The following is a 23,459-nucleotide window of genomic DNA, read 5'->3' on the forward strand; positions in this document are numbered from 1 at the left end:
AGAAAGGATTTACTGACAATGGGTAAGAACATTAAGGACCTCTTTAACGCAACCGCATACGACAAGAACGGCGAGAAGCTGGGCGACGTTAACGAGGTTTTCGTTGATGACCAGTCCGGCCAGCCTACCTTCGTTGAGGTTAACCACGGCCTGTTCGGCATGAACTCCAGCCTGGTTCCGCTGCGTGGACACGACTTCTCCGGCGATGACCTGAAGCTGGGCTTCTCCAAGGACCGTATCAAGGATGCTCCGGACTTCGACTCTGATAAGCCGCTGACCCCTGAGGCACAGTCCGATATCTTCAAGCACTACGGTCTGGATAACGCACGCGACGTTACCGACTACAAGGATTCCAACCTTGACTCCAAGCGCGACGTTCAGGCTGGCGCTGACAAGGATCACAACCTGACCGCAGGTGCTGGCGCTGCTGGTGCTGGCGCTGCTGGTGCAGGCGTTGCTGGTGCACATGCTGACGAGAAGAAGGCAGACACCCACACCACCGACGCTGCTGCTACCGAGCGCAAGGCTGGCGTAGCTGATGACGCTGCAGCTGCACGCACCAACAACGATGGCGAGCTCATCCGTTCCGAGGAGCAGCTCAACGTCAACAAGGAGCGCGTGGCTACCGGTGAGGCTCGCCTGCGCAAGTACGTTGTGACTGACACCGAGAGCGTCGAGGTTCCGGTCGAGCGCGAAGAGGTTCGCGTCGAGCGCACTCCGATCAACGCTGAGGATGCCAAGAACTACAACGGCGCTATCTCCGGTGACTCCGAGGAAGCTTCCGTCACCCTGCACGAGGAGCGCGTAAACGTGAACAAGGAAACCGTTCCGGTTGAGAAGATCAACCTGAAGAAGGACACCGTTCGCGACACCGAGACTCACACTGAGGAGCTGCGCAAGGAGCAGATCGACACCGATGGTGTTGACGGCCTCAAGAAGTAAAAGCGCATAGCTAAACGCCCGCAAGGATTACCTTGCGGGCGTTTCTTTTGCCTTTTAGGAGACTGGTTTAAGCCTTGACTCCGATGGTCTCGGCCGAGTCAGAATCCATAATGTGCTTGACGCCGTTCTCGGCAGCATCCCAGGTTGCCTTGTCCTGGATGCCGGCGCGCTTAGCCACGATGGTGGCGCACAGCACCTGTCCGGTGACGTTGAGTGCGGTACGGCCCATGTCAATGATTGGCTCGATGGCAAGCAGGAGACCAACACCGGCCAGTGGCAGGCCGAGCGTAGAAAGCGTCAGGGTGAGCATTACCGTTGCGCCGGTGGTGCCTGCGGTAGCGGCGGAACCGATAACGGACACGAAGATGATGAGCAGGTACTGGGTGAAGTCAAGGTCGATGCCATAGAACTGGGAGACGAAGATGGCAGCGATAGCTGGGTATACGGAAGCGCAGCCATCCATCTTGGTAGTTGCGCCCAGCGGAATAGCAAAGGAAGCGTACTCGGATGGAACGCCCATAGCCTTTTCACTGAATCGCTCGGTAGCTGGCATGACGCCCATCGAAGAACGGGTGACAAAGCCCAGGGAGGTCACGGGCCACACGCGCTTGAAGAAGCCGATGACCGGGATCTTGTTGTATTTCAGTACTGCCGGGTAGACCACGGCAAATACCAGGCCCATGCCGACGTACATGGCCAAGACGAACTTGCCCAGCGAGCCCAGTGCATCCCAGCCGTAGGTAGCTACGGCCTTACCGATGAGGGCCGCGGTGCCAATCGGGGCAAGGCGGATAATCCACCACAGGATGACCTGAATGACCTTCAGAAAGGACTCGGTAAAGCGCAGGAAAGGCTCAGCAGACTTGCCGGTCTTGACGGCGGCGATACCAATGGTCAGCGAGATAACGAGGAGCTGGAGGGCACCAAAGCTGAGGGATACTTCGCCGTCGGAAAGCGAGGCGGTAAGGCCCATGAAGTTCTGGGGCAGAAGCTGCTCAAAGAACGCGGTCCACGAGCCGACGTGGGAAGGGTCTTGCGCGGTGGCAGCATCGATGCTCGTGCCGATGCCCGGCTTCATCACGACGGCGACGATGATGCCCGTCAAGACGGAGAAGAATGCGGTGATGGCAAACCATACAAGCGTGGAAATTGCCAGGGACGCGGCGTTGGCAACCTTGCGCAGATTAGCGACGGAGGTAACAACAGCGGCGAAGATCAGTGGCGGGATCATCACCTTGAGCAGCTGGACGTAGGCGCTGCCGACGCCCGTGAGCAGGGTGGTTAACCAGCCCGGGTTATCTGGGTCGGTATCCATGCCGGAGGCAATGAAGCCCAGGATAAGGCCGATGATGAGGCCCGCGATGACCTGAGCACCGAATCCCGTGGCCCAGCCGGGAAGCTTGGAGTGCGAAGATTCTTGTTGGGACATAAAGATTCCTTTGAAAATAAAAATGGACAGATCGGACTATTTTCCAGATACTGTCCTGTTCAACTTCAACATCGCTCAGCTTATTCCTTCTACGTCTGTAGGTACAAAGTGCGAGTGCTTTGCCGTGGCCGCAACCTCACCTTTCGCGCTCACGGAAAGGTGGATTTGCGCTGGCTTTATGGTGCTGGTGAGCGCGAAGGGAGGGGAGCTTGAGCTGCCACGCGTGTCCCATTGCTAACTTTAAGTAGCTACTCTCTTTATCTTTCTCAGGAGGAACATTCATGGGCTGGGTTAAACCTCTCGTTGGCATTTTCGCAGTTGGCGCAGTGGCTTCCGTTGCTTTAGGCGGCGGTGATGAAGATACCGTGGTGGTCAATCGAGTGATCGATGGTGACACCATTGACGTCGACATAGACGGCGAAAATACCCGCGTTCGGCTACTTAATATTGATACGCCGGAAATCGGCCATAATGGCGAACCGAGTGAGTGTCTCGCGGAGGAAGCGAAGCAGTACTTGGAAGGACGGCTGCCAAAGGGGACGGGGGTTCGGTTGGAATATGACTCCGAGCGGACTGACAAGTATGGCCGCACTCTTGCCGGTGTCTTTATTGACGATGACTTCATTAACGCGGATGTCGCGGCCGAAGGGCTGGCCACGGCGGTTGTATTTGGCGAAAACGACAAGTTTTACGACGAAGTGCACAATGCCGAACGCGGCCCTAAAGACGCCGGCGAAGGGATCTTTGGGGTCTCGGACGAGTGCAAGGTTTCCAGCGATGAGGACATGGCCGAAGCGCTTAGCGGCGCTGAAGCTGCGGCGGCAGCATTTGCAGCTTTCGGGGAAGCTGATATTGCAGGGTACGAGGATGTATTGGACAAGTCAGTAGCTGCGAAGGCCGGATTAGCGGTTCTGACTCGCCACAAAGATGATCGAAGCACCTTCCAGAAAGCAGCGTATCCGGATGCTCCCAAGGAGATTGCCGCGAAGAAGGAACGCGAGCTTGAGGGGAAGGAGAAACAAACCCGCGAAGAGCTCGAGAAATTGGAGGAGAAAGAGCGAGAGGAAGAGAGGCGTGAAAAGGAGCGCCAGGAAGAAGAACGCCGCCGTGTAGAGCAGCGGCAAGAAGAGATTCGCCAGCAGGAACGCGACGCGCCGGAAGTAGAGGTAGCGGAGCAGCCAACGCATGACGAGGTGGCTGACTATAAAGCCCCCGAGCAGCAGCCCGCACCTCAGCCGGCGTCGGTGGTCGATAACTACACTGGGTGCCGCGCTTATGGTGGAAACTATGCCATGACGTCAGTAGATAAGAATGGACGTTCATACGCGAAGATCGACTGCACTACCAAGCAACAGATCGGTTAGGTACCCTCGTCCTTCGCGCTCACGGGCAGGCTCCCGAGTACTTGGACCACCATTCCCGGTGAGCGTGAGGGAAGGGGGGAGAATCTGGCCTACACCCTTGCCGCTCACCAAGACTAGGGGGAAGCGCCATTCAGGTGTTGCTGGTGAGCGCGAAGGGTGGGAGGGCCCGGGGATCTGGAATACTGGCAGCATGAAAATCCTCGTAACCGCATTCGACGCCTTCGGCGGAGAGAGCATAAACCCCACGGAACGAACTCTTCAGCAACTACCGGATCGCATTGGAGACGCGGAGCTCATCAAGCTGGTGATCCCGACGAAGTTCGGGGAATCGCTGCGTCGGGCGATTGAGGCCGCGGAGGGTTCGGCGGTCGATGCAATTGTATGTTTGGGCCAGGCCGGTGGGCGGGCGCATATCACCCCAGAGCGGGTCGCGATTAACGTTATGGATGCCGATATTCCTGATAATGCGGGTTATCAGCCGGTGAATGTACCGGTTGTGGAAGGCGGCCCGGCGGCATATTTCTCTACGCTGCCGGTAAAGGAAATGGTTGCGGCAATGGAGGATATTCCGGCGCGGTTGTCGAATACGGCCGGGACTTTCGTGTGTAACCAGCTGCTCTATGGTCTCTTGCATCACTTCGCAGGGGCGAAGGTGCGCGCAGGATTTGTCCACGTCCCGTTCATTACAGAGCAGGAGAAAACGGATAAGCCCATGATGGAGCTGGCGGACATCGTTGGGGGGATTAAGCGGGCACTCTGGGCGGTGCAAGCTAGTTAGGGTAGCCTTTGTGGCTTTTTTAATCGGTGAAATATAGATTAAAGGACATGTCTCGCTTTAGCCCTCTCAACTGGCCGGTTGTGCGCCAGCTGCGCAGTGGCGATCCCTTCGGAAGGGACGTCAATACGCAGTCTCAAAAGAGTAAAGATAAGCATGGGCGCACCGTGGAAGCGGACCGCGTAGTGCAGTCGGTGTGCCCGTACTGCGCGGTTGGTTGCTCGCAGCGCGTATATGTCAAAGATGACCGCGTCATTCAGGTGGAGGGCGATCCGGATTCGCCCATTTCTCGTGGACGCCTGTGCCCGAAGGGATCTGCGTCGGAGCAGTTGATTAACTCCGCTACGCGCCTTACCAAGATTAAGTATCGTGCGCCGTACTCGACGGAGTGGCAGGATCTTGATGAAGATACCGCGATGGAGATGATTGCGGATCGTTTCTTGGAAGCCCGCCGGAACGGTTGGCAGGATGTGGACGATGAAGGTCGCACGCTCAACCGCACGATGGGCATTGCCGGTTTGGGCGGTGCGACCTTAGATAATGAGGAAAATTACCTCATCAAGAAGCTTTTTACCGCCGCTGGTGCGATTCAGCTCGAGAACCAGGCGCGTATATGACACTCCGCCACTGTTCCTAGTCTAGGAACTTCGTTTGGCCGCGGCGGCGCAACCCAACCGCTGCAGGATATGGCGAATGCGGACTGCATCGTCATTGAGGGTTCTAATATGGCCGAGTGCCATCCCGTGGGGTTCCAGTGGGTGGTGGAAGCCAAGAAGCGTGGTGCCCGCATCATTCACGTGGATCCGCGTTATACGCGCACGTCTGCCTTTGCGAATCGCCACATTGGCATTCGCGGCGGTACGGATGTGGTGCTTTTGGGCGCAGTCATTAACTACCTGCTGGACAATGACCTGTATTTCCATGACTACGTGGTGGCGTATACCAATGCGCCGATGATCATTTCGGAGGACTACCAGGACACCGAAGATCTGGACGGTCTGTTCTCTGGTTATGATCCAGAGACCGGTAAGTACGTCACGGATTCGTGGCAATACGTGCAGAAGCCGGAGGGTGCGTCGTGGAATGTGGAACGCGATGAGACGCTAGAGCATCCGAATTCGGTCTTCCAGATTCTCAAGCGGCACTACGCGCGCTATACGCCTGAGGTAGTGGAGGAGACCTGCGGTATTGCGCAGGAGGACTTCTATTACCTAGCGGAGTCGATCGCGCGGAATTCCACGCCGGATCGCACCACCTGCTTTGCTTATGCGTTGGGCTTTACCCAGCACACTCTGGGTGCGCAGTTTATTCGTACCGCGGCCATCTTGCAGCTGCTCACCGGCAATGTGGGGCGCCCAGGTTCGGGCATTATGGCGCTGCGCGGCCACGCCTCAATTCAGGGTTCTACCGATATCCCGACTCTGTTCCACTCCTTGCCGGGATATTTGCCGATGCCGAGCGTCGACAAGCAAAGCTGGCCAGAGTTCGTTGATGGAATCCGTAATGAGTCGCAGAAGGGCTTTTGGCAGATCGGTGAGAACTATGCGGTCTCGCTGATGAAGTCCTACTGGGGCGATGCAGCCACCAAGGACAACGGATGGGGCTATGACCTCATGCCGCGCATTTCTGGTGCGCATTCGACCTATGAAACGCTCATGGCCATGCTGGATGAGCAGGTGGAAGGCTACTTTGTCTTTGGCCAGAACCCGGCCGTGGCGCAGTCCAACGGCGGTATGCAGCGCCGCGGCTTGGCGGCGCTGAAGTGGCTGGTCGTACGCGATTTCCAGGAGATTGAGACCGCCTCCTTCTGGAAGGATTCGCCGGAGATTAAAAACGGCGAGCTTAAGACCGAAGACATCGGCACTGAGGTCTTCTTGATGCCGGCGGCCACCCACGTGGAAAAGGCGGGAACCTTTACCCAGACGCAGCGCATGCTGCAATGGCGTTTCCAGGCAGCACCGCCGCCAGGCGATGCGAAAAGTGACCTGTGGTTCTTCTACCAACTGGGCAGGAAGATCAAGGAGCGCCTGCGCGATTCCACGGATCCGCGAGATATTCCTCTGCAGAAAGTCACGTGGGACTATGTGGAAACCGAGGAAGGCGAGCCGAATTCTGAGGATATCCTCAAGGAGATCAACGGCTACTACCTAGAGGGCCCGAAAAAGGGCGAGCTTTTGCCTGCCTTCGTGGAGATGAAGAACGATGGCAGTACCTCCGGTGGTTGCTGGATCTACACCGGCGTGTTTAAGGACGGCATTAATCATTCCGCGCGCAAGGTTCCGGGTTCGGAACAAAACGAGGTAGCTCCCGAGTGGGGTTGGGTATGGCCGGCCAACCGCCGCTTGCTCTACAACCGTGCTTCGGCGAAGCCGGACGGCACTCCGTGGTCGGAGCGCAAGAAGTATGTGTGGTGGGACGCCGACCAGGGTAAATGGGTTGGCGATGACGTGCCGGACTTCCCGGCTACCAAGTCCCCGGACTACAAGGCTCCGATCGACGCCGTGGGCCCGGATGCCCTCGACGGCACCGATGCCTTCATCATGCAGGCGGATGGCCGCGGTTGGCTCTTTGCGCCGACCGGGCTTTCCGACGGCCCATTGCCCACCCACTATGAGCCGCACGAGTCCCCGGTGCACAACGTGCTGTACAAGCAACAGCAATCGCCGACGCGCCTGACCATCAAGCGCCCAGACAACCTGTCGCGCCCAGAACCTGGTGAGCCGGGTTCGGAGGTGTTCCCGTTTGTCTTTTCCACCTATCGTCTCACCGAGATGTATACCTCGGGTGCGATGTCGCGCCGCCTGCCGTACCTGGCGGAGTTGCAGCCGGGCCTATTCTGCGAGGTCGATAAGGCCTTGGCAGAAAAGCGTGGCTTGGAAAACGGCAAGTGGGCCACGATCATCTCGCCCCGCGGCGTCATTGAGGCGCAGGTCTTGGTCACTGACCGCATGCAGATGATGAAGATCAATGGTGAGGAGTTCCACCAGATCGGCTTGCCGTATCACTATGGCGAGTCCGATTCCACGGCCGTTGCAGGCGATGGCGCCAATGATCTGCTGGGCCTTACATTGGAGCCGAACGTATTCATCCAGAATTCCAAGATCGGCGCTTGCGATATCCAGCCGGGGCGTCGCCCGCGCGGTGAAGCCCGTGTAGAGATGCTCAAGGAGTATCAGAAGCGCGCGCACCTGAACCTGGATTCCGGTAATGATCTGCTCACCGTGGATGATTCCTTCACCTATAACCCAGAGCCGCAGCAGCCCGCGGACGCGGATGAGCACGGCGAGAAGGGCGAGGAAAGCGAAGAAGGTAAGTAAATGACAAATCTTCTGACCGAAAACGCGAACCGGCACGGCTACGACAAGTACCGCCGCATGGCCTTTTTCACCGACACTTCCGTGTGTATCGGGTGTAAGGCCTGCGAGGTGGCGTGCAAGGAGTGGAACCGCAACCCGGTAGAAGGCTATGACGTCACGGGTGATTCCTATGACAACACTGGCGCACTGGGTGCAAATAGCTGGCGGCACGTGGCCTTTGTGGAGCAAAACAATGACCGCATCGAGCAAGCCCGGGAGGAGGGAAAGAATCTCATTTCCCTGGGTATGCCTTCGGTAGGCGCGCAGGCCCCAGAGGTTGATACCACCCCGCCGGATACGGATACGTTCCGGTGGCTCATGTCCTCGGACGTGTGTAAGCACTGCACGCATGCAGGCTGCTTGGACGTGTGTCCTACTGGCGCGCTGTTCCGCACCGAGTTTGGCACCGTTGTGGTCCAGGATGATGTGTGCAATGGCTGCGGCACTTGCGTGGCCGGCTGCCCGTTTGGCGTCATCGAGCGCCGCGATGACGGCGGTGTGGCGCTGAAGTATGACAAGACGGCCACGGTGGATTACGTGGATAATTCCCATGCCGGTGTCAACGTGTTGAAAAAACTCAAGCAACTTGCCCCGCAGGGCCCGGACCATACGCCGGGCGAGGCGATGCCGATCAAGAACTTGGGCGTGGCCCAGAAGTGCACCATGTGCTACGACCGCCTGAAGCAGGGCGAACAGCCAGCATGTTCTAAGACCTGTCCTACTGATTCCATTCAGTTCGGGCCGTACGAGGAGATGGTGGCCGCAGCCAAGGAACGCGTGCGCGTATTGCACGAGCAAGGCCTTACTGAGGCCCGCCTTTACGGTGCCAACCAGGACGATGGCGTGGGCGGAACCGGCTCCATCTTCCTGCTTTTGGATTCACCTGAGGTCTACGGTTTGCCGCCGGACCCGCGCGTGCCGACGGCCGATTTGCCGCAGATGTATAAGACCGCAGCCAAGGCTATCGGCGGCATGGCGTTGGCCGTGGCTGGTTCCTTCCTGATTGGGGGACGTAAATGAGCAACTTTGATGAATACCGTCCACCGCAGCCGGAGCGCCGCAATCGCTACCGGAAGTTCGACGGTACGAAGCCGAAGAAGAAGCGGAAGCGTCCAGGCGCGGGCGCGCAGGACGGCTCCAAAGAGGAGCGCATGGCGCAGGACTTCGAGTTCTCGTCTTACTATGGCCGACCTGTGGTGAAGGCTCCGCCGTGGGAATGGCCCATCGGCGCCTACTTCTTCTTGGGTGGCGTGAGCGGTGGCTCGGGGCTCTTGGCTGCTGGTGCACAGGCCGCGGGCAATGCGCCGCTGCGGCGCACCACCCGGATCTCTGCCTTTGGCGCGGCGGCCGTGGGATCGGTCTTTTTGATTCTGGATTTGGGTCGCCCGGAGCGCGCCCTGAACATGTTCCGTGTCTTCAAGGTGACCTCGCCAATGTCCATGGGCTCGTGGATTTTGTCGGGCTTTGCCAGCGCGGCCGCGCTGCCTGCCGCCGCGGAAGTGGATGCGGCGACCGGCCACAAGCTGCCGCTGCCGAAGTTTGTGCGTACGGCGCTGAAGAAGTCGGCCGGGCCGGCGGGCGCGGTCGCGGGCGTGCTCGGTGGTCCGCTCGCGGGCTATACCGCGGTATTGCTGTCCAATACCGCGAACCCGGTGTGGAATGACATGAAAAAGCACCTGCCGTATGTTTTCGTTTCCTCGGCGGGTGCGGCGTCGTCCGGCCTGGCTATGGTGACCACTCCGGTCGAGCACGCGGGACCGGCCCGTGTGTTGGGTATGGCCGCGGCAGCCAGCGATCTGGTGGCGACCAAGGTGCTGGAGGAAGGCATGGAGCCGGAGCCGCGCGAGGCGCTGCACGAGGGCAGGCCGGGCGCGTTGATGAAGGCCTCGGAATACTTCATCGCGGCTGGCGGTGTCGGTAGTGCAGTGGCTGCGGTGACGAAGTCGCGGGCAGTCTCGGTGGTTGCGGGGCTATCGCTCTTGGCAGGCTCGGCGTGCACGCGCTTTGGCGTGCTCAATGCCGGGCTGGAAGCGGTGAAGAATCCGGAGACCACCATCGGGCCGCAGAAGCGCCGGGCGGAAAGGCGCCGGCGCGAGCAGGGCCTCGACCACGATGTGGTGAGCCCGGACTAGTCCAGGTCCTGCAGGGCGGGGGCGAGCTCCGAGCCGATGTCTTCCATGCGTTGTTGCTCGGCTGCGGAGTCGCGACCATCACGGTGGAGGTAGTAGTTCAGCGCCACATCGCCCACGGTGGTGACGCAGGTGGTAGACACTGACTCTTCGACCGGCCAGGCGGAGCAATAAAACCGCCTGTCAGCGGCGGTGAACTCGAAGGGGGAGTACTCATTGGCGGGGCGCTGCTGGTCGGCGTTTTGGGCATCGAGGTCGTCGTGCAGCAGCTCTAAGTAGCGCTGCGCTGCCTCATTGGGGTCATCGGGGCAGACGGGTGAGCCCTCGGCCTCATATTTCGTCCCCAGCAGGCTGACTTGCTCGTCATCCTGTGCACGGTAGAGCACTGAGAAGGAATGTTCATCCTCGTCGGTGGAGTGTGGGTCGAGCTTCGACTTGCCGAGCGAATCTGGCAGGGCCTCGCGCACCGCGGCACTATCAACAGGGGAGCATTCGCTTGGCGATGCCTCCTCGGACGAGCACCCCACCAGCCCCGCCGCAGCAAGGGTGGTGGAGGAAAGGGCGAGGAGAAAAGGGACCTGTCGCTGCATCTTAGACCTTGATATAGGCATCGCCGGTGCGCTCGGTGGTATGGCCGATGACGGGGTAGCCGGGGACCTCGCCGATGAGGAGGAGGCCGCCGGAAGTTTGGGCGTCGGCAAGCAGCACCAGCTCTTCCTCGTTCAAGGAGGTATCGAGGTGTGGGCGCACCCAGTCGAGATTGCGGCGAGAGCCGCCGGGGATGAAGCCCTCCGCCAGCGCCTCCTTTGCGCCTTCGACGGTGGGCACGGCGGAAAAGTCGAGCTCCGCGGCGATGCCGGAGGCCCGGCACATCTTGTACAGGTGGCCGAGCAACCCGAAGCCGGTGACGTCCGTGGCGGCACGCACGCCCGCCTCCACCGCGGTGCGGGCGGCCTCACGGTTCAAGGTGGTCATGGAATCGACCGCGGCCTGGGAGACCTCGCCGGTGGCCTTGTGCTTGTTGTTGAGGATGCCTACGCCAATGGGCTTGGTTAGGGTGATGGGCAGGCCAGGTTCGGCGGCGTCGTTACGCATGAGCTTGTCGGGGGCGACGATACCGGTGGCGGCCATGCCGTACAGTGGCTCGGGCGCGGTGATGGAGTGCCCACCTGTGACGGAGATGCCGGCCTCGGTGGCTATATCCATGCCGCCGCGCAGGACCTCACGCAGCACATCCAGGCCCAGCTTTTCATTGGGCCAGCCCACCAGGTTAATGGCGGTAACCGGGGTGCCACCCATGGCATAGACATCAGACAGCGCATTGGCGGCAGCCACTCGCCCCCAATCGTAGGGGTCATTGAGCATGGGGGTGAAAAAATCCGCGGTGGAGATGACTGCCAGGCCATCTTGAATCTTCACGGCCGCGGCGTCGTCGCCATCGTCCAAGCCGACCAGCACGTTGGGGTCGGCCTTGCCTATCAGGCCCTCGACGGCAGACTCAAGTTGGCCAGCGGGAATCTTGCAGGCACAACCGCCGCCTGCGGCGAAAGAGGTGAGTTTAATATCTTCGGTCATAGCGCCATTTTACTCATCCCGAGGAACTATTTGGCTGCACAGCAAGGTAGGGGACCTGTGTGTGGCGATAGGACATAGGGCGCCGAGGTTTCCACCTCGGAGCGGCATGGTGGATGTATTGCGTGACAGGTGTGCCGGCACCGGGGAATGCCCGTGTAAGGTGATCACACGGAGGCGTACGTGTCCTGGTGGGCGCCCCGGTCTTCAAAACCGGTGAGGCCGAGTATCTCGGTCTGGCAGGTTCGATTCCTGTCCGTCTCCGCCACCCGCGCGCAAGGAGGAATGCCACAGTGCCCACGCCCACGCCTGCTGTCAGCCCGGACCCCCGCAGGAATATTCCCCGCATGGACGAGCTGCTCCAGCTGCCGGAAGTAGAATCCGCGCGACAGCGCCTAGCCGAGCACACCATCCGCGCGATAATCCAGGGCGCAGTCGCCCGAGCGCGCCGCGGTCAGTTGCCGGTTAGCGATATACCCGCAGAAATTGCGCAGCGCCTAGAACAAAAGAATACGCATTCCCTGCACCCAGTCATTAACGCCACCGGCGTCATCATTCATACGAACTTAGGGCGTGCCCCGCTTCCCAGCGCCGCGGTAGAGGCCCTGCACGCCGCTGCCTCCTATACAGATGTGGAAATGGACTTGGGCTCGGGCAAGCGATCCAGAAATCGCGGCGCCGGAGCCAAGGCCGCGCTGCTCGCAGCCTGCCCCGGTGCAGAAGATGCCCTCGTGGTCAACAACGGCGCCAGCGCCTTGCTCCTGGCCACCGCTGCACTCGCCCCCGGCAAAGAGGTCATCATCTCGCGCGGCGAGCTCATTGAGATCGGAGCTGGCTTTCGCCTGCCCGAGCTCATCGAGTCCACGGCTACGCGCCTCAAAGAAATAGGGGCGACTAACCGCACGCACCTGGCCGATTATGAACGCGCTCTGGGAGTTAACACCGGCGCCATCTTGAAGGTGCATCCTTCCAATTTCCGCATCGAGGGGTTTACCTCCGCAGTCGGGGTAGAGGAACTGCACCGCCTAGCGGTGGAGCACGATACGCGACTCATCGTGGACTTGGGCTCCGGCCTGCTCACCCATGACCCGGCGCTGCCAGAAGAACCAAATATCCAGGCCCAGCTGCGCGCCGGCGCCGATATCGTCATAGCCTCCGGCGATAAGCTGCTTGGCGGTCCGCAGGCAGGAATCTTGCTCGGCACCAAGGACGCGATTGCCGCGGTGAAGAAGCACCCGCTGGCGCGTGCGGTGCGCATAGATAAGCTGCGCCTCAACGCGCTGGAGGCGGCCATTTCGACGCCCTCGAATGCGGTGCAGGATGCCCTCCACCTTGATCCCCAGACCCACCGCCAGCGCACGGAAGCCATCGCGCAGGCAGTCGGGGCAGAAGTGGTACCTCACGATGGCCGCGTGGGCGGTGGCGGGGCGCCGGAGTACCCGCTGCCGGGCTTCGCGGTGAGCCTGCCCGAGCCCTATGCGGACGCGCTGCGCCGCCAGGACCCGTCCGTAGTAGGTCGCGTGCATCAGGGCCGCTGCTTGGTGGATATTCGCTGCGTTCCTGCCGACCACGACGCCGCGGTTATTTCCGCTATTAAGGCGGTGGGCTAGGTGTACGTCGTCGCTACTGCCGGTCATGTGGACCACGGCAAGTCCACCCTGGTGCGGGCTCTTACGGAGATGGACCCGGACCGGTGGGAGGAAGAAAAGCGCCGCGGCCTTACCATTGATCTGGGGTTTGCCTGGACCACGCTGCCTTCTGGCGCGGATGTGGCTTTCGTAGATGTGCCCGGGCATGAAAAATTCCTAGGCAATATGCTCGCTGGCGTGGGCCCGGCCCCGGTCGTCCTCTTTGTTGTGGCGGCCGATGAGGGATGGCAGGCCCAGTCCACCGACCACCGCGATGCCTTGCGCGCGCTGGGCGTAGAGCACGGCATTATTGCGCTAACTCGCAGCGACCGCGCCACTGTGGACCGCACCGCAGAAATCCGAACGCAGCTGGCCGGCACCCCGCTTGCCGACGCCCCCATTATCCCCGTATCCGCCCCTACCGGCGACGGCATTGCGGCGCTGCGGCAGGCGCTCGATGAGGTCCTTGCCGCTGTGCCCGCTCCCGATGCGCAGGCACCCGTGTGCCTGTGGGTGGACCGCGCCTTTAGCGTGAAGGGCGCGGGCACCGTGGTTACCGGAACGCTTGCCGCGGGCACCCTGCGCGTGGGCGATAGCCTTAAGGTGGCCACGGCTGGTGGGGAAAGGGCCGTGGAGATCCGTGGCCTGCACAGCGAAAATCGCGCGGAGGATTCACTCGGCCCCGTCACTCGTGCGGCCGTCAACCTGCGCGGGGTGGATGCCGCCGATATCCACCGCGGCGACGTGCTGCTTACCCCGGGTGCGTGGCGCCTGGTGGACCACCTCGATGTCCGCCGCACCTTTGGCGCGGAGCTCGACGGGCTGCCCGATAACCTCGTCGTGCACACCGGTACCGCCGGGGTGGAGGCCCACCTGCGTCCCTTGTCTGCCGATTTCGCGCGCATCAGCCTGGCACACCCGCTGCCGCTGCGGCTCCTTGATCGTTTCGTAGTGCGCAGTCCTGGCGGCCGGCACGTCGTCGCTGGGGTAGAGGCAGTAGATCTGCGGCCGCCGGAGCTTAACCGGCGCGGTGCCGCCCGCCGCCGCGCAGAAGAGCTCAGTGCCCAAGAGTCATTTAGGGATCCTGCCTGCTATCTGCGTCGCGTCGGTTTTGCCCGTGTGGAGGACCTTGATCGCGATGGTTTTGCAACTACAGCGCCGTCGCAAGGCATTATCGCCTTCCGCGACTGGTGGATTACGGCCTCCCAGGTAACTCGGTGGAAGCACGCGCTTACCGACGTCCTGCAAGCCCACACCGCCGCACATCCCCTAGCGCCGGGACTGCCGCGCAAGGCGGCCATGGACGCCCTTGGCCTGCAAGAAGAAGGCTTGCTGGGCCTAGCCATCGCCGCTGCGAAGGCGGAAAGCAGTGAGGGAGTGTTGCGCCTTCCCGGGCAGCGGGCGGACCTTGGCCCGGCGGAGCGCGGGGTCGCTGCCATCGAGGAAAGGCTTAAGGTAGAACCCTTTGCGGCCCCCGAAGTAGATGACCTAACGGAGCTGGGCCTGGGCCCAAAGGAACTTGCCGCCGCCGAGCGCGCCGGGCGCCTCCTGCGCCTCAAGCAGGGAATCGTGCTCTTGCCCTCGGCACCGGAGGAAGCGCGCCGGCGCCTTAGCGAACTGGAGCAGCCCTTTACGCTTTCGGCAGCCCGTAAAGCGCTGGGCACCACGCGACGGGTAGCCATCCCGCTGCTGGAATACCTCGACGCCCAGCGGATTACTCGCCGCGGCGACGGGGGCCAACGCACATTGCGCTAGCGTGGCCTCTGTGGTTGAGCATCGCACCTATTTGCGGTGATTGCCCCCGCGGTGGTGGGACGTGTCGCGCGCTACGCGCCGGGCTCGCACGCGCGCGGATTCGGAGGAAAAGCGGCCCGGTTCTTCGGCTACCGGCAGCGCACGCCAGCTGAAACTCTGCTCTCCCGGGATGGAGGAGACCAACTCCGCCAGCTTGGCGCTGGCCTGCGGCTGTTGTGCTTGCTCATTGTGCTGCTGAGCTGGCGCATCTGGCTTAGCGGGTGCAGCCAGCTGGGCCTGTGGCCCTTTCGGGCGGCGCGAACCGGTGGGCAGCGCCGTCACGGCGGCCTCGCAGGAGAGCGTGTGCTCCCAGACCTCGGGCTGAGCCGGCGTGGTTGCGCGCGCAGCGGCGGGAATCGCAGGTTGTGGCGCGGGCACGCGCAGCGGTGGAACAGCGGGGGAGAAGAGTTCTGCGGTGGTGGCCTCATCGGCGGGGATATCGACGGCAAGCATGCCGTGGCTCGCGTAGGCGCGGGCAGAAAGCCCCGCCCCAGAACCGTTTGCCGCAGCGAATGCGGCGCGCAGTCCAGGGAGCGCGGCACTGTCGCTGAGGGGACCGAGAACCGTATCGTCGCAGGTCGCCACCGCGGTGCCGGCAAGGTCGTCCAGTGTGACGAAAAATTGCTGTGTGCCCATCTGCTCAAGCTGGGCGGGCGATAGGTCGCCGGCGGCGGCATCGATCAGCACGCCTCGTCCGCCGGAGAGCAGCGCGGTTCCTTGCGGTTGGTCATTGACCGGCACCATCCACGGCCACAGGCCCAGTGACACGGCAACCTCGACTTGGCCGTCAACTACCTCCACGGTGGCGATCGTCTGCGGCTGTGCAGAGGAGGCCTTCAATCGCTCCAAGGCGGGATACTCCGCCGCCTCGACCTCGTCCAGAAACCCTAAGAAGCCGAAGTCCGAGCGAACGCGCCAGCCGTTGGTGTAGGTATCGGGTTCTAGGGAGACGTTGACAAGCGCAGCGTGCTTCGCCACGCCGGGGATACTCAATGCGGTGCCCAGCACTGGGTGCTCGAGGACCGCAACATGCTCCACACCGAAGTAACTAGTCGCGAGCGGGTATAGCGCCATAGAAAGTCACTCCCAAGGTTAAAGGCCGGTAAACAATGCGTAGCTCATTTTACGCATATGAGGGATAGGGCTGGCGCCAGCTTTATATCCGGCGAGTTTCTATTAATGTGTAGACAGCTCTCTTAAAAGTGAAACCCGGAAAACAAAATAGGAGTAGAACCATCTCTTCTTCACCGTCTTCCTCATCCCGCCCTGTGCGTGGGGTGAATAATTCGGAGGAAAGCAAAAAGCGCACCCGCAACGCCAAGCGCATCTTAAAGGACATTATGTACCCGCATAATATCCACCCCGCGCTGGTGCCGGGCGTTTCCATTGAGGACCAGAAGGTCAAGTATGGAGTAGACAAGCCGATCCTCTTTGTGGTCGGCGGACTGGTCGTCGCCTTCGTAATCTGGGGTGTGATTGCGCCCGAGCAGGTCTTCGATGCTTCTTCGACAGCGCTCGATTGGGTGATGCGTAACTTGGGCTGGATCTTTACCGCCCTGGCGACGTTCCTGATGTTTTTGCTCATCATCTTGGCCTTTTCAAAGTACGGCAAAATCCCTCTCGGACTAGATGGGGAGAAGCCGGAATTTTCCACGGTGAGCTGGGCCGCGATGCTCTTTGGCGCCGGCATTGGCATCGGCATTATCTTCTTCGGCCCCTTCGAGCCACTGAGCTACTACCTTTCGCCGCGCCCTGGTGCCTATGAGGCTGCGAGCGATGAAGCGGTGCTGGGCGCCATGGCGCAGGCAGCCATGCACTGGGGCTTTAACGCCTGGGCAATTTACGCCATCGTGGGCCTGTGCGTGGCCTACGTCTCCTTCCGCCGCGGCCGCGTGCCGCTGATGAGCTCCATCCTGATGCCGCTCTTTGGCAATCGCTCCACTGACTCCCTGCCCGCGCGCATCATCGATGGCCTGGCCATTATTGCCACTCTCTTCGGCACCGCCGCCACGCTGGGCATCGGTGCGCTGCAGATCGGCCGCGGCGTGGAATTGGTTAGCGGCTGGTCTACCACCGGCAATGCCGCGGCGCTGGTAATCATCGTGGTACTGTCCATCGGAACGATCTTCTCGGCCGTCTCCGGCTTGGCCAAGGGCATTCGGTGGCTCTCCAATATCAACCTGGTGCTGGCCATGGCACTGGCCCTGTTCTTCTTCGTCGTGGGGCCGACCGCCTTCTTGGCCAATATGCTGCCGGCCGTGGTGATTGAATATCTCGATGAAATGCCGCAGATGCTCTCTGCCAACATGGGCGAGGGCGAAGACATGGTGGCCTTCCTGTCCTCTTGGACCACCTTCTACTGGGCGTGGTGGGTATCCTGGTCGCCATTCGTGGGCGTCTTCGTAGCCAAGATTTCGCGCGGGCGAACCATCCGCCAGTTCGTGCTCGGTGTGTTGCTTATTCCCTCCGCCATCATTGTTGCCGCTTTTACCATCCTGGGCGGTACCACCATTTGGCTGCAGCGCCGCGATGGCGATATCGCCCCAGATGGCACTATTGATTCCATGCCGGCGGCAGAAGACATCTTTTTCAAGGTCTTGGACCACTTCCCGGGAGCGGAGTGGATGGCGCCCATCGTCATCATCATGCTGGTGGTCTTCTTCATTACCACGGCTGACTCCGCATCCATTGTGAACTCGCAGCTCACCCAGCGCGGCAACCCCAAGCCCAACCCGGCAGTAACGGTCTTTTGGGTGGTATGTATGGCTGGCATTGCCGTGGTCATTTTGCTTGCCGGTGGCCGTAATGCGCTGCAGGGCCTGCAGAACCTTATTACGGTGACGGCCCTGCCTTTCGCGGTCATCATCGTGCTCATGTGCATCGCGTTGGTGCGCGAGCTGCGCCATGATCCTGCCTCCATCCGTCATTTCTACGAGGACGAAGCGGTCTCTAATGCGATCGTGCGGGGCGTGCGCGATTATGGCGATAACTTTGCCCTGTCTATCGAGCCGACAGACGGCGACTACGCAACGGGCGCGCACTTTAACTCCACTGCAGCAGAGGTGACCGATTGGTACGCGCGCACGGACGAAGAGGGCCGCGCCGTGGGCTATGACTACGAGGCAGGCGAGTATGTGGACAACGACCCATCTATCATGAATGGCGAGTTCATCTCTCCGGTACCGGAAGATAAGGAAGATAATTAATACTTGACAATCATTGGCAGGTAGGGTGCCAGCTATGACTTTTAGTACCTTTGCCTTTGCCTTCGCCTTGGTGCTGCTGTCGGGCCTATCGACCTCGATTGGCGGCGCTTTGGCGGTGGGAAGGCGCGAGCCGGGGCCGGCTTTTATGGCCGCTGCACTGGGGCTTTCGGCCGGCGTGATGCTGTATGTCTCCTTTATGGAGATCCTGCCGGAAGGCATTGCGCAGCTTTCCGACGCCCTCGGCGAGGAAACCACCGGCACCTGGGCCGCCGTCGGGGCGTTCTTTGCTGGCATCGCCGTCATCGCCATCATTGACCGGCTCGTGCCGGAGGAGATTAACCCCCATGAGCCGGCCACCACGGCCGAAGAAACCCGCCGCAAGAAGCTAATGAAAACCGGCGTATTTACCGCCTGCGCGCTGGGCCTGCACAATTTCCCCGAGGGGTTTGCCACCTTCCTATCCGGCCTGGAATCTAAGGAAGTTGCGGTGCCGGTGGCGGTGGCCATCGCCATTCACAATATCCCGGAAGGCATTGCGGTGGCTGTTCCGCTGCGCGAGGCCACTGGCTCCCGCAAGAAGGCCTTTTGGTGGGCCACCTTGTCTGGCCTGGCCGAGCCGCTCGGCGCGCTCATCGGCTTCGGCCTTCTCTTGCCGGTTATTGGGCCGGCGACGATGGGCATTAGCTTCGCCGCCATCGCCGGCATTATGGTCTTCATCTCGCTGGATGAGCTATTGCCCACCGCTGAGGAGACCGGCGAGCACCATCACGCTATCTACGGCTTGATTGCCGGCATGGCCGTGATGGCGGTTTCGCTGATGCTATTTATGTAGCCCGGCTATGCAGCCGGGCTACGGCGTTTTAAGCCTCCGCCGGCTGGGCGGAGGTGGCCGAGGTCTTGCCAAAGGAGGCCTTGACCGCCATCACGATGGTGGCAACCACTACGCCAAGCACCAGGCCGCAGACCATGGACATGCCGGTATCGGCCAGCCACGCCAGGGCGCCATTGGAGATCTTGTCGGTCACGGACGCAATGAACTCGTGGGGCTGATCCATACCGAATTCGTGCAGGCCCTTGACTACGATGTGGCCGCCTACCCACAGCATGGCGGCGGTACCGATGACGCCGATGATATCGAGAACGATCGGCATGCCCTTAACCAAGGCGTTGCCCACCGTGGACTTGCCATTGTGGCGCTTATTAAGGGCCATGCCAATATCGTCCATCTTGACCAAGAGGCCAACGGCGCCGTAGACACCCAGGGTCAGCAAGATGCCGACGAAAATGAGGGCTGCCAGGCGCATCCAGAATGGCTGGTCGATGACCTCGTTTAAGGAGATAACCATGATCTCAGATGACAAGATGAGGTCAGTGGTAATCGCGGACTTGACCAAGCTATCTTCGGCGTCTGCGCCCTTTTCTTGGACTGATTCAGTTTCCTTCTCTCGGTGGGGAAGAAGGTGATGCAGGATTTTTTCCGCGCCTTCAAAGCATAGATAGGTACCGCCGCACATCAAGATGGGCGTGAGCGCCCACGGCGCGATCCAAGAGAGGATCATGGCGATGGGCAAGATGATGACGAGCTTATTGATGAGCGAGCCCTTGGTAATGCGCCAGATCATCGGCAACTCGCGCTGGGGCTTAATTCCCTCCACGTATTGTGGGGTTACGGCAGCATCGTCGACTACCACACCTGCGGCCTTCACGGAGGTCTTGCCTGCAAGGGCGGCCACATCGTCAACGCTAGAGGCAGCGGAGCGGGCGATCAGGGCGACGTCGTCAAGCAGAGCAAAAAGGCCACCGGCCATAAATTATCCTTCTGGGGTTAGGGTGATGTTATCGGACCACGTTAAGTGTATTCCCTGATGCGCCAACCAAGCCATCGCATCGTCACCGCTGCGAGTAATGCCCTCGACTGCGGCAAGTGTAGTGTCGATGGCTTTCTCTGTGTCCTCGGCAGAAATCAAGCCGGCGGAGGCCGCGGCAGAGAGCTCATCAATATCGAGCACGGAAATGGGCTCGCTGCGGGTGGCAACAAGATCCACATAAAGATCGCGGGTGGTCCACACCGCGCCATCGCGCTGGATTTCGGCCACATCAATATAAAAGTCCTGGTGGACGTCCACCCCGGGGCGGAAGTGGAAGATATTCGCACGCAGGTTGAGATCGGGCAGCAGCCACGATTCCAGGTACCCGAAGCGCGGATGATCGGCCCCGCGCGCCATGTAGAGGCCGAAATCCGTCTCGGTGTACGTATCGACCTCTCGCCGGAACCCCTTGGGGTCGATATTGGTGTACTCGGCGGTATTAAAGGTCTCGCGCTTGACCGGATGGAGATCCACCGGCATTTACTTCACCTCAAGGAAGGCGGCGGTCGGGGCAAAATTGCAGCGGGATTCCTGGGTGTTCACACCGCCAGAAAGCAGCGCGATGACGGTGCCCTTGCCGGTCTGGGCGGTGCCGGACAAGGTGGTAGGTCCGTCCTGATTGATGCCATTGTTATTTAGTGGGGTGATGCCGCTGCGCAGGGTGTCAAGGTTGAACCACTGCACGTTCATCCCGCCTTGTTCGCGTGCGGCCGGTGGGGTGCCGAGGGCGGTGAAGAGGAAGACGGTTTCGCCGGACTTTGCGCCCGGTGCCGGCATTTCGGTGGGGCCAGGAACGGCGATGGCCGAGCCCATGGCATCGCTAGTGCCGCCAATGCACTGTGCGGAGACTGTGGGCCAGTAGAACTGGCGGAAGTTCGGGTTATTGCCCTCCGGCATGGCTACGCCGCCCTTGCTATCGCCGCCGCCGGCGAAGAACGCGAGGCCCGAGAGGATAGCGTTGCGAACATCCTCGGGAATCCAAGGTTGTGCCGCAAAAGCGCGGATGCGGTCCTGGGTTTCCTGATTGGGGCGGCCGAGCTCGTCCAGCGGGCTATGGGAGGATGCCTGCTGCACTAAGGAAGAAAGATCCGGTGCGGATGCCTGCGCAGGGGCGACGAGCGGAGAAGCGAGGCCGATGAGCGCGGCCGTGGCAGCGGCGATATAACCGGTACGGCCGGACAGGCGCCAGGTGGTGCGGGCGTAGCTCACGTTATCAATTCCTTGGGTGCGGTCTCGGGAAGGGGGAGTCAAACCCCAGTTGTCACATCTGTAACAATATTACCTACAGTAACGATAGTGATGGCAAGGGCGGTGTCAAGTACTTTGGCAATCTATAAGAATTTTCGCTCTCCCTATACGGTGCGTTACGGGGTAAAGCCATCCCCAATGCTGCACTTGGCCCTTTAAGGGGGTATCGTGGGAGCTCGTTCAAGATCAATTTCGCGCGCGCAAGCGCTGTAGATCCTCCGAAGGAGAACCCCACTAGTGAGTAATACCGAGTTCCGTAATGTTGCCATCGTCGCGCACGTTGACCATGGCAAGACCACCCTGGTCAACGGCATGCTGGAGCAATCCGGCGCCTTTGGTGACCACGGTGAACACACGGACCGCGTCATGGACTCCAATGATCAGGAGCGCGAGCGCGGCATTACCATTCTGGCCAAGAACACGGCGATTCACCGCAAGGGCCTGGGCAAGGACGGCCAGGACCTGATTATTAACGTCATCGACACCCCAGGCCACGCCGACTTCGGCGGCGAGGTCGAGCGCGGTATTTCCATGGTGGATGGCGTCGTCTTGCTCGTCGATGCCTCCGAGGGGCCGCTGCCGCAGACCCGCTTCGTGCTCACCAAGGCACTGGAAGCCAAGCTGCCGGTTATCATCTGCGTGAACAAGACTGACCGCCCGGATGCCCGCATCGACGAGGTTGTCTCCGAATCCCAAGACCTCCTGCTGGAAATCGCCGCCGGCCTGGAGGATGAGGAAGCTGCAGCCGCCGCCGAGGAGCTGCTGGATCTGCCGGTTCTCTACGCTTCCGGCCGCGCCGGCGTTGCCTCCACCGAGAACCCAGGCGATGGCAACGTCCCTGCGGGCGAGGATCTGCAGCCGCTTTTCGACGTCATCTATAACGTCCTCCCAGAGCCTTCCGCTACCGTCGACGCCCCACTGCAGGCACACGTGACCAACCTGGACGCCTCCGACTTCCTAGGCCGTATCGCGCTGCTGCGTATCTACGCCGGCCGCATTAAGAAGGGCCAGCAGGTGGCCTGGATCCACTACGACGAGGATGGCAACCAGCACACCAAGACCGTGAAGGTCGCCGAGCTGCTGCGTACCGTCGGCTTCGAGCGTCAGCCGGCCGAGGAAGCCATCGCCGGTGACATCGTGGCTATCTCCGGCATTTCTGACGTCATGATTGGTGACACCATCGCCGATCCGGAGCACCCTGAGGCTTTGCCACGCATCACCGTAGACGAGCCGGCCATCTCCATGACCATTGGCGTAAACACCTCCCCGATGGCAGGCCAGGGCGGCGGCGATAAGCTCACCGCACGTATGGTCAAGGCCCGCTTGGAGCAAGAGCTCATCGGCAACGTTTCCCTGCGCGTGCTGCCCACCGAGCGCCCCGACGCTTGGGAGGTCCAGGGCCGTGGCGAGATGGCGCTGTCCGTGCTTATTGAGTCCATGCGCCGCGAAGGCTTCGAGCTGACGGTTGGTAAGCCGCAGGTTGTGACCAAGGAGATCGACGGCAAGACCTACGAGCCATACGAGATCCTCACCATTGACTCCCCGTCCGAGCACCAGGGTGCTATCACCCAGCTGCTGGCCGCCCGCAAGGGCCAGATGCAGGCCATGGACGTGCGCGAGGGCGACTGGGTACGTATGGTCTTCCGCGTTCCTGCCCGCGGCCTCATCGGCTTCCGCACCCAGTTCATGACCGAGACCCGCGGTGCCGGTATCGCTAACTCCATCTCTGACGGCCTGGATGTCTGGGCCGGTGAGATCAAGTCCCGCCCGACCGGTTCCCTGGTGGCTGACCGCACCGGCCAGATCACCCAGTACGCGCTGATGCAGCTGGCTGACCGCGGCAACTTCTTCGTCGAGCCGGGCGCCGAGGCTTATGAGGGCATGGTCGTTGGTGCCAATAACCGTGATGAGGATATTGACATCAATATCACCAAGGAAAAGAAGCTGACCAATATGCGCTCCGCTACTGCGGATGCCACGGTCACCCTGGCCAAGGCACACACCCTCTCTTTGGAAGAAGCACTGGAATTCTGTGGCAACGACGAGTGCGTCGAGGTCGCCCCGGACGTCCTGCGCGTGCGCAAGGTAGAGCTTTCCGCTACCGACCGCAAGCGTGCCGCCGCCCGCGCCAAGCAGATGAATAAGTAA

At 61.0% G+C, this 23,459-nt stretch carries 18 protein-coding genes and 1 tRNA gene; 12 read left to right on the forward strand and 7 right to left on the reverse strand.

The genetic code is table 11. From position 1 onward, the window contains the following. Positions 1-18 precede the first annotated feature (18 nt). A complete protein-coding gene (locus BKN05_RS05755; protein ID WP_049378474.1) occupies positions 19-942 on the forward strand; it encodes a PRC and DUF2382 domain-containing protein in 924 nt (307 codons plus the stop codon). Positions 943-1,009: 67 nt separating this feature from the next. Here the strand turns inward: BKN05_RS05755 and BKN05_RS05760 are convergent, their stop codons facing one another. Beyond that, entirely contained in the window at positions 1,010-2,371 is a 1,362-nt protein-coding gene (locus tag BKN05_RS05760; RefSeq protein ID WP_286688185.1) for a dicarboxylate/amino acid:cation symporter, read from the reverse strand. A gap of 281 nt (positions 2,372-2,652) precedes the next feature. Here BKN05_RS05760 and BKN05_RS05765 point away from each other — a divergent pair, with 281 nt between their 5' ends. From BKN05_RS05765 to nrfD, 5 genes are all read left to right on the forward strand, one after another. Continuing rightward, the gene (locus BKN05_RS05765) at positions 2,653-3,735 is read left to right on the forward strand and encodes a thermonuclease family protein (RefSeq protein ID WP_286688186.1); all 1,083 of its coding nucleotides are present in this window, start codon (positions 2,653-2,655) and stop codon (positions 3,733-3,735) included. Between the two features lie 190 nt (positions 3,736-3,925). Beyond that, positions 3,926-4,513, forward strand: a complete 588-nt coding sequence (gene pcp / locus BKN05_RS05770; RefSeq protein ID WP_238801628.1) for a pyroglutamyl-peptidase I — start codon at positions 3,926-3,928, stop codon at positions 4,511-4,513. Between the two features lie 47 nt (positions 4,514-4,560). Beyond that, positions 4,561-7,827 (forward strand): formate dehydrogenase-N subunit alpha, encoded by a 3,267-nt coding sequence (fdnG, locus tag BKN05_RS05775; RefSeq protein WP_286688187.1) that lies wholly within the window; start codon positions 4,561-4,563, stop codon positions 7,825-7,827. Next, positions 7,828-8,886, forward strand: coding sequence for a 4Fe-4S dicluster domain-containing protein (locus tag BKN05_RS05780; protein ID WP_286688188.1), 1,059 nt, complete (start codon positions 7,828-7,830; stop codon positions 8,884-8,886). It abuts the gene before it with no gap. After that, on the forward strand, positions 8,883-9,998 hold the full coding sequence (gene nrfD, locus BKN05_RS05785) for an NrfD/PsrC family molybdoenzyme membrane anchor subunit (RefSeq protein ID WP_286688189.1): 1,116 nt from the start codon (positions 8,883-8,885) through the stop codon (positions 9,996-9,998). The genes BKN05_RS05780 and nrfD overlap by 4 nt, the downstream gene beginning before the upstream one ends. Here the strand turns inward: nrfD and BKN05_RS05790 are convergent. After that, complete coding sequence (locus BKN05_RS05790; protein WP_286688190.1) at positions 9,995-10,585, reverse strand: hypothetical protein; 591 nt, start codon at positions 10,583-10,585, stop codon at positions 9,995-9,997. The genes nrfD and BKN05_RS05790 overlap by 4 nt on opposite strands. Position 10,586: 1 nt before the next feature. Next, entirely contained in the window at positions 10,587-11,570 is a 984-nt protein-coding gene (selD, locus tag BKN05_RS05795; protein WP_049377958.1) for a selenide, water dikinase SelD, read from the reverse strand. A gap of 170 nt (positions 11,571-11,740) precedes the next feature. Between selD and BKN05_RS05800 the strand changes: the two genes are divergently transcribed. From BKN05_RS05800 to selB, 3 genes are all read left to right on the forward strand, one after another. Next, a tRNA-Sec gene (locus BKN05_RS05800) sits at positions 11,741-11,835 on the forward strand. A gap of 25 nt (positions 11,836-11,860) precedes the next feature. Continuing rightward, entirely contained in the window at positions 11,861-13,177 is a 1,317-nt protein-coding gene (gene selA, locus BKN05_RS05805) for an L-seryl-tRNA(Sec) selenium transferase (protein ID WP_286688191.1), read from the forward strand. After that, positions 13,178-14,950: a selenocysteine-specific translation elongation factor gene (gene selB / locus BKN05_RS05810; RefSeq protein WP_286688192.1), complete on the forward strand. Its 1,773-nt coding sequence runs from the start codon at positions 13,178-13,180 to the stop codon at positions 14,948-14,950. Positions 14,951-14,977: 27 nt separating this feature from the next. On the opposite strand, the gene BKN05_RS05815 is transcribed toward selB, so the two are convergent. After that, positions 14,978-16,063, reverse strand: a complete 1,086-nt coding sequence (locus BKN05_RS05815; RefSeq protein ID WP_286688193.1) for a hypothetical protein — start codon at positions 16,061-16,063, stop codon at positions 14,978-14,980. A 266-nt stretch (positions 16,064-16,329) separates the two neighbouring features. Here BKN05_RS05815 and BKN05_RS05820 point away from each other — a divergent pair, with 266 nt between their 5' ends. Next, positions 16,330-18,195 (forward strand): BCCT family transporter, encoded by a 1,866-nt coding sequence (locus BKN05_RS05820; protein WP_286688194.1) that lies wholly within the window; start codon positions 16,330-16,332, stop codon positions 18,193-18,195. A gap of 34 nt (positions 18,196-18,229) precedes the next feature. Next, positions 18,230-19,027, forward strand: coding sequence for a zinc transporter ZupT (zupT, locus tag BKN05_RS05825; RefSeq protein WP_198492821.1), 798 nt, complete (start codon positions 18,230-18,232; stop codon positions 19,025-19,027). A 28-nt stretch (positions 19,028-19,055) separates the two neighbouring features. Here zupT and BKN05_RS05830 read toward each other — a convergent pair whose 3' ends face one another. The 3 genes from BKN05_RS05830 to BKN05_RS05840 are packed head-to-tail and all read right to left on the reverse strand — an operon-like array spanning position 19,056 to position 21,272. Continuing rightward, the gene (locus BKN05_RS05830; RefSeq protein WP_049361468.1) at positions 19,056-20,003 is read right to left on the reverse strand and encodes a DUF808 domain-containing protein; all 948 of its coding nucleotides are present in this window, start codon (positions 20,001-20,003) and stop codon (positions 19,056-19,058) included. A 3-nt stretch (positions 20,004-20,006) separates the two neighbouring features. Next, positions 20,007-20,543 (reverse strand): ribonuclease FAU-1 family protein, encoded by a 537-nt coding sequence (locus tag BKN05_RS05835; protein WP_225747166.1) that lies wholly within the window; start codon positions 20,541-20,543, stop codon positions 20,007-20,009. Then, a complete protein-coding gene (locus BKN05_RS05840) occupies positions 20,544-21,272 on the reverse strand; it encodes an Rv1157c family protein (protein ID WP_286688195.1) in 729 nt (242 codons plus the stop codon). It abuts the gene before it with no gap. 276 nt (positions 21,273-21,548) lie between these two features. On the opposite strand from BKN05_RS05840, the gene typA reads away from it, so the two are divergent. Next, a complete protein-coding gene (gene typA, locus BKN05_RS05845) occupies positions 21,549-23,459 on the forward strand; it encodes a translational GTPase TypA (protein ID WP_198492824.1) in 1,911 nt (636 codons plus the stop codon).

This window comes from Corynebacterium sp. S5S1 (assembly GCF_001913985.1).
GTDB classification, from domain to species: domain Bacteria; phylum Actinomycetota; class Actinomycetes; order Mycobacteriales; family Mycobacteriaceae; genus Corynebacterium; species Corynebacterium marquesiae.

Coding starts and splice junctions, on each gene's coding strand:
- BKN05_RS05755 (WP_049378474.1), top strand. CDS start 19: ATGGGTAAGAACATTAAGGACCTCTTTAACGCAACCGCATACGACAAG.
- BKN05_RS05760 (WP_286688185.1), bottom strand. CDS start 2,371: ATGTCCCAACAAGAATCTTCGCACTCCAAGCTTCCCGGCTGGGCCACG.
- BKN05_RS05765 (WP_286688186.1), top strand. CDS start 2,653: ATGGGCTGGGTTAAACCTCTCGTTGGCATTTTCGCAGTTGGCGCAGTG.
- pcp (WP_238801628.1), top strand. CDS start 3,926: ATGAAAATCCTCGTAACCGCATTCGACGCCTTCGGCGGAGAGAGCATA.
- BKN05_RS05780 (WP_286688188.1), top strand. CDS start 7,828: ATGACAAATCTTCTGACCGAAAACGCGAACCGGCACGGCTACGACAAG.
- nrfD (WP_286688189.1), top strand. CDS start 8,883: ATGAGCAACTTTGATGAATACCGTCCACCGCAGCCGGAGCGCCGCAAT.
- BKN05_RS05790 (WP_286688190.1), bottom strand. CDS start 10,585: ATGCAGCGACAGGTCCCTTTTCTCCTCGCCCTTTCCTCCACCACCCTT.
- selD (WP_049377958.1), bottom strand. CDS start 11,570: ATGACCGAAGATATTAAACTCACCTCTTTCGCCGCAGGCGGCGGTTGT.
- BKN05_RS05815 (WP_286688193.1), bottom strand. CDS start 16,063: ATGGCGCTATACCCGCTCGCGACTAGTTACTTCGGTGTGGAGCATGTT.
- BKN05_RS05820 (WP_286688194.1), top strand. CDS start 16,330: ATGTACCCGCATAATATCCACCCCGCGCTGGTGCCGGGCGTTTCCATT.
- zupT (WP_198492821.1), top strand. CDS start 18,230: ATGACTTTTAGTACCTTTGCCTTTGCCTTCGCCTTGGTGCTGCTGTCG.
- BKN05_RS05830 (WP_049361468.1), bottom strand. CDS start 20,003: ATGGCCGGTGGCCTTTTTGCTCTGCTTGACGACGTCGCCCTGATCGCC.
- BKN05_RS05835 (WP_225747166.1), bottom strand. CDS start 20,543: ATGCCGGTGGATCTCCATCCGGTCAAGCGCGAGACCTTTAATACCGCC.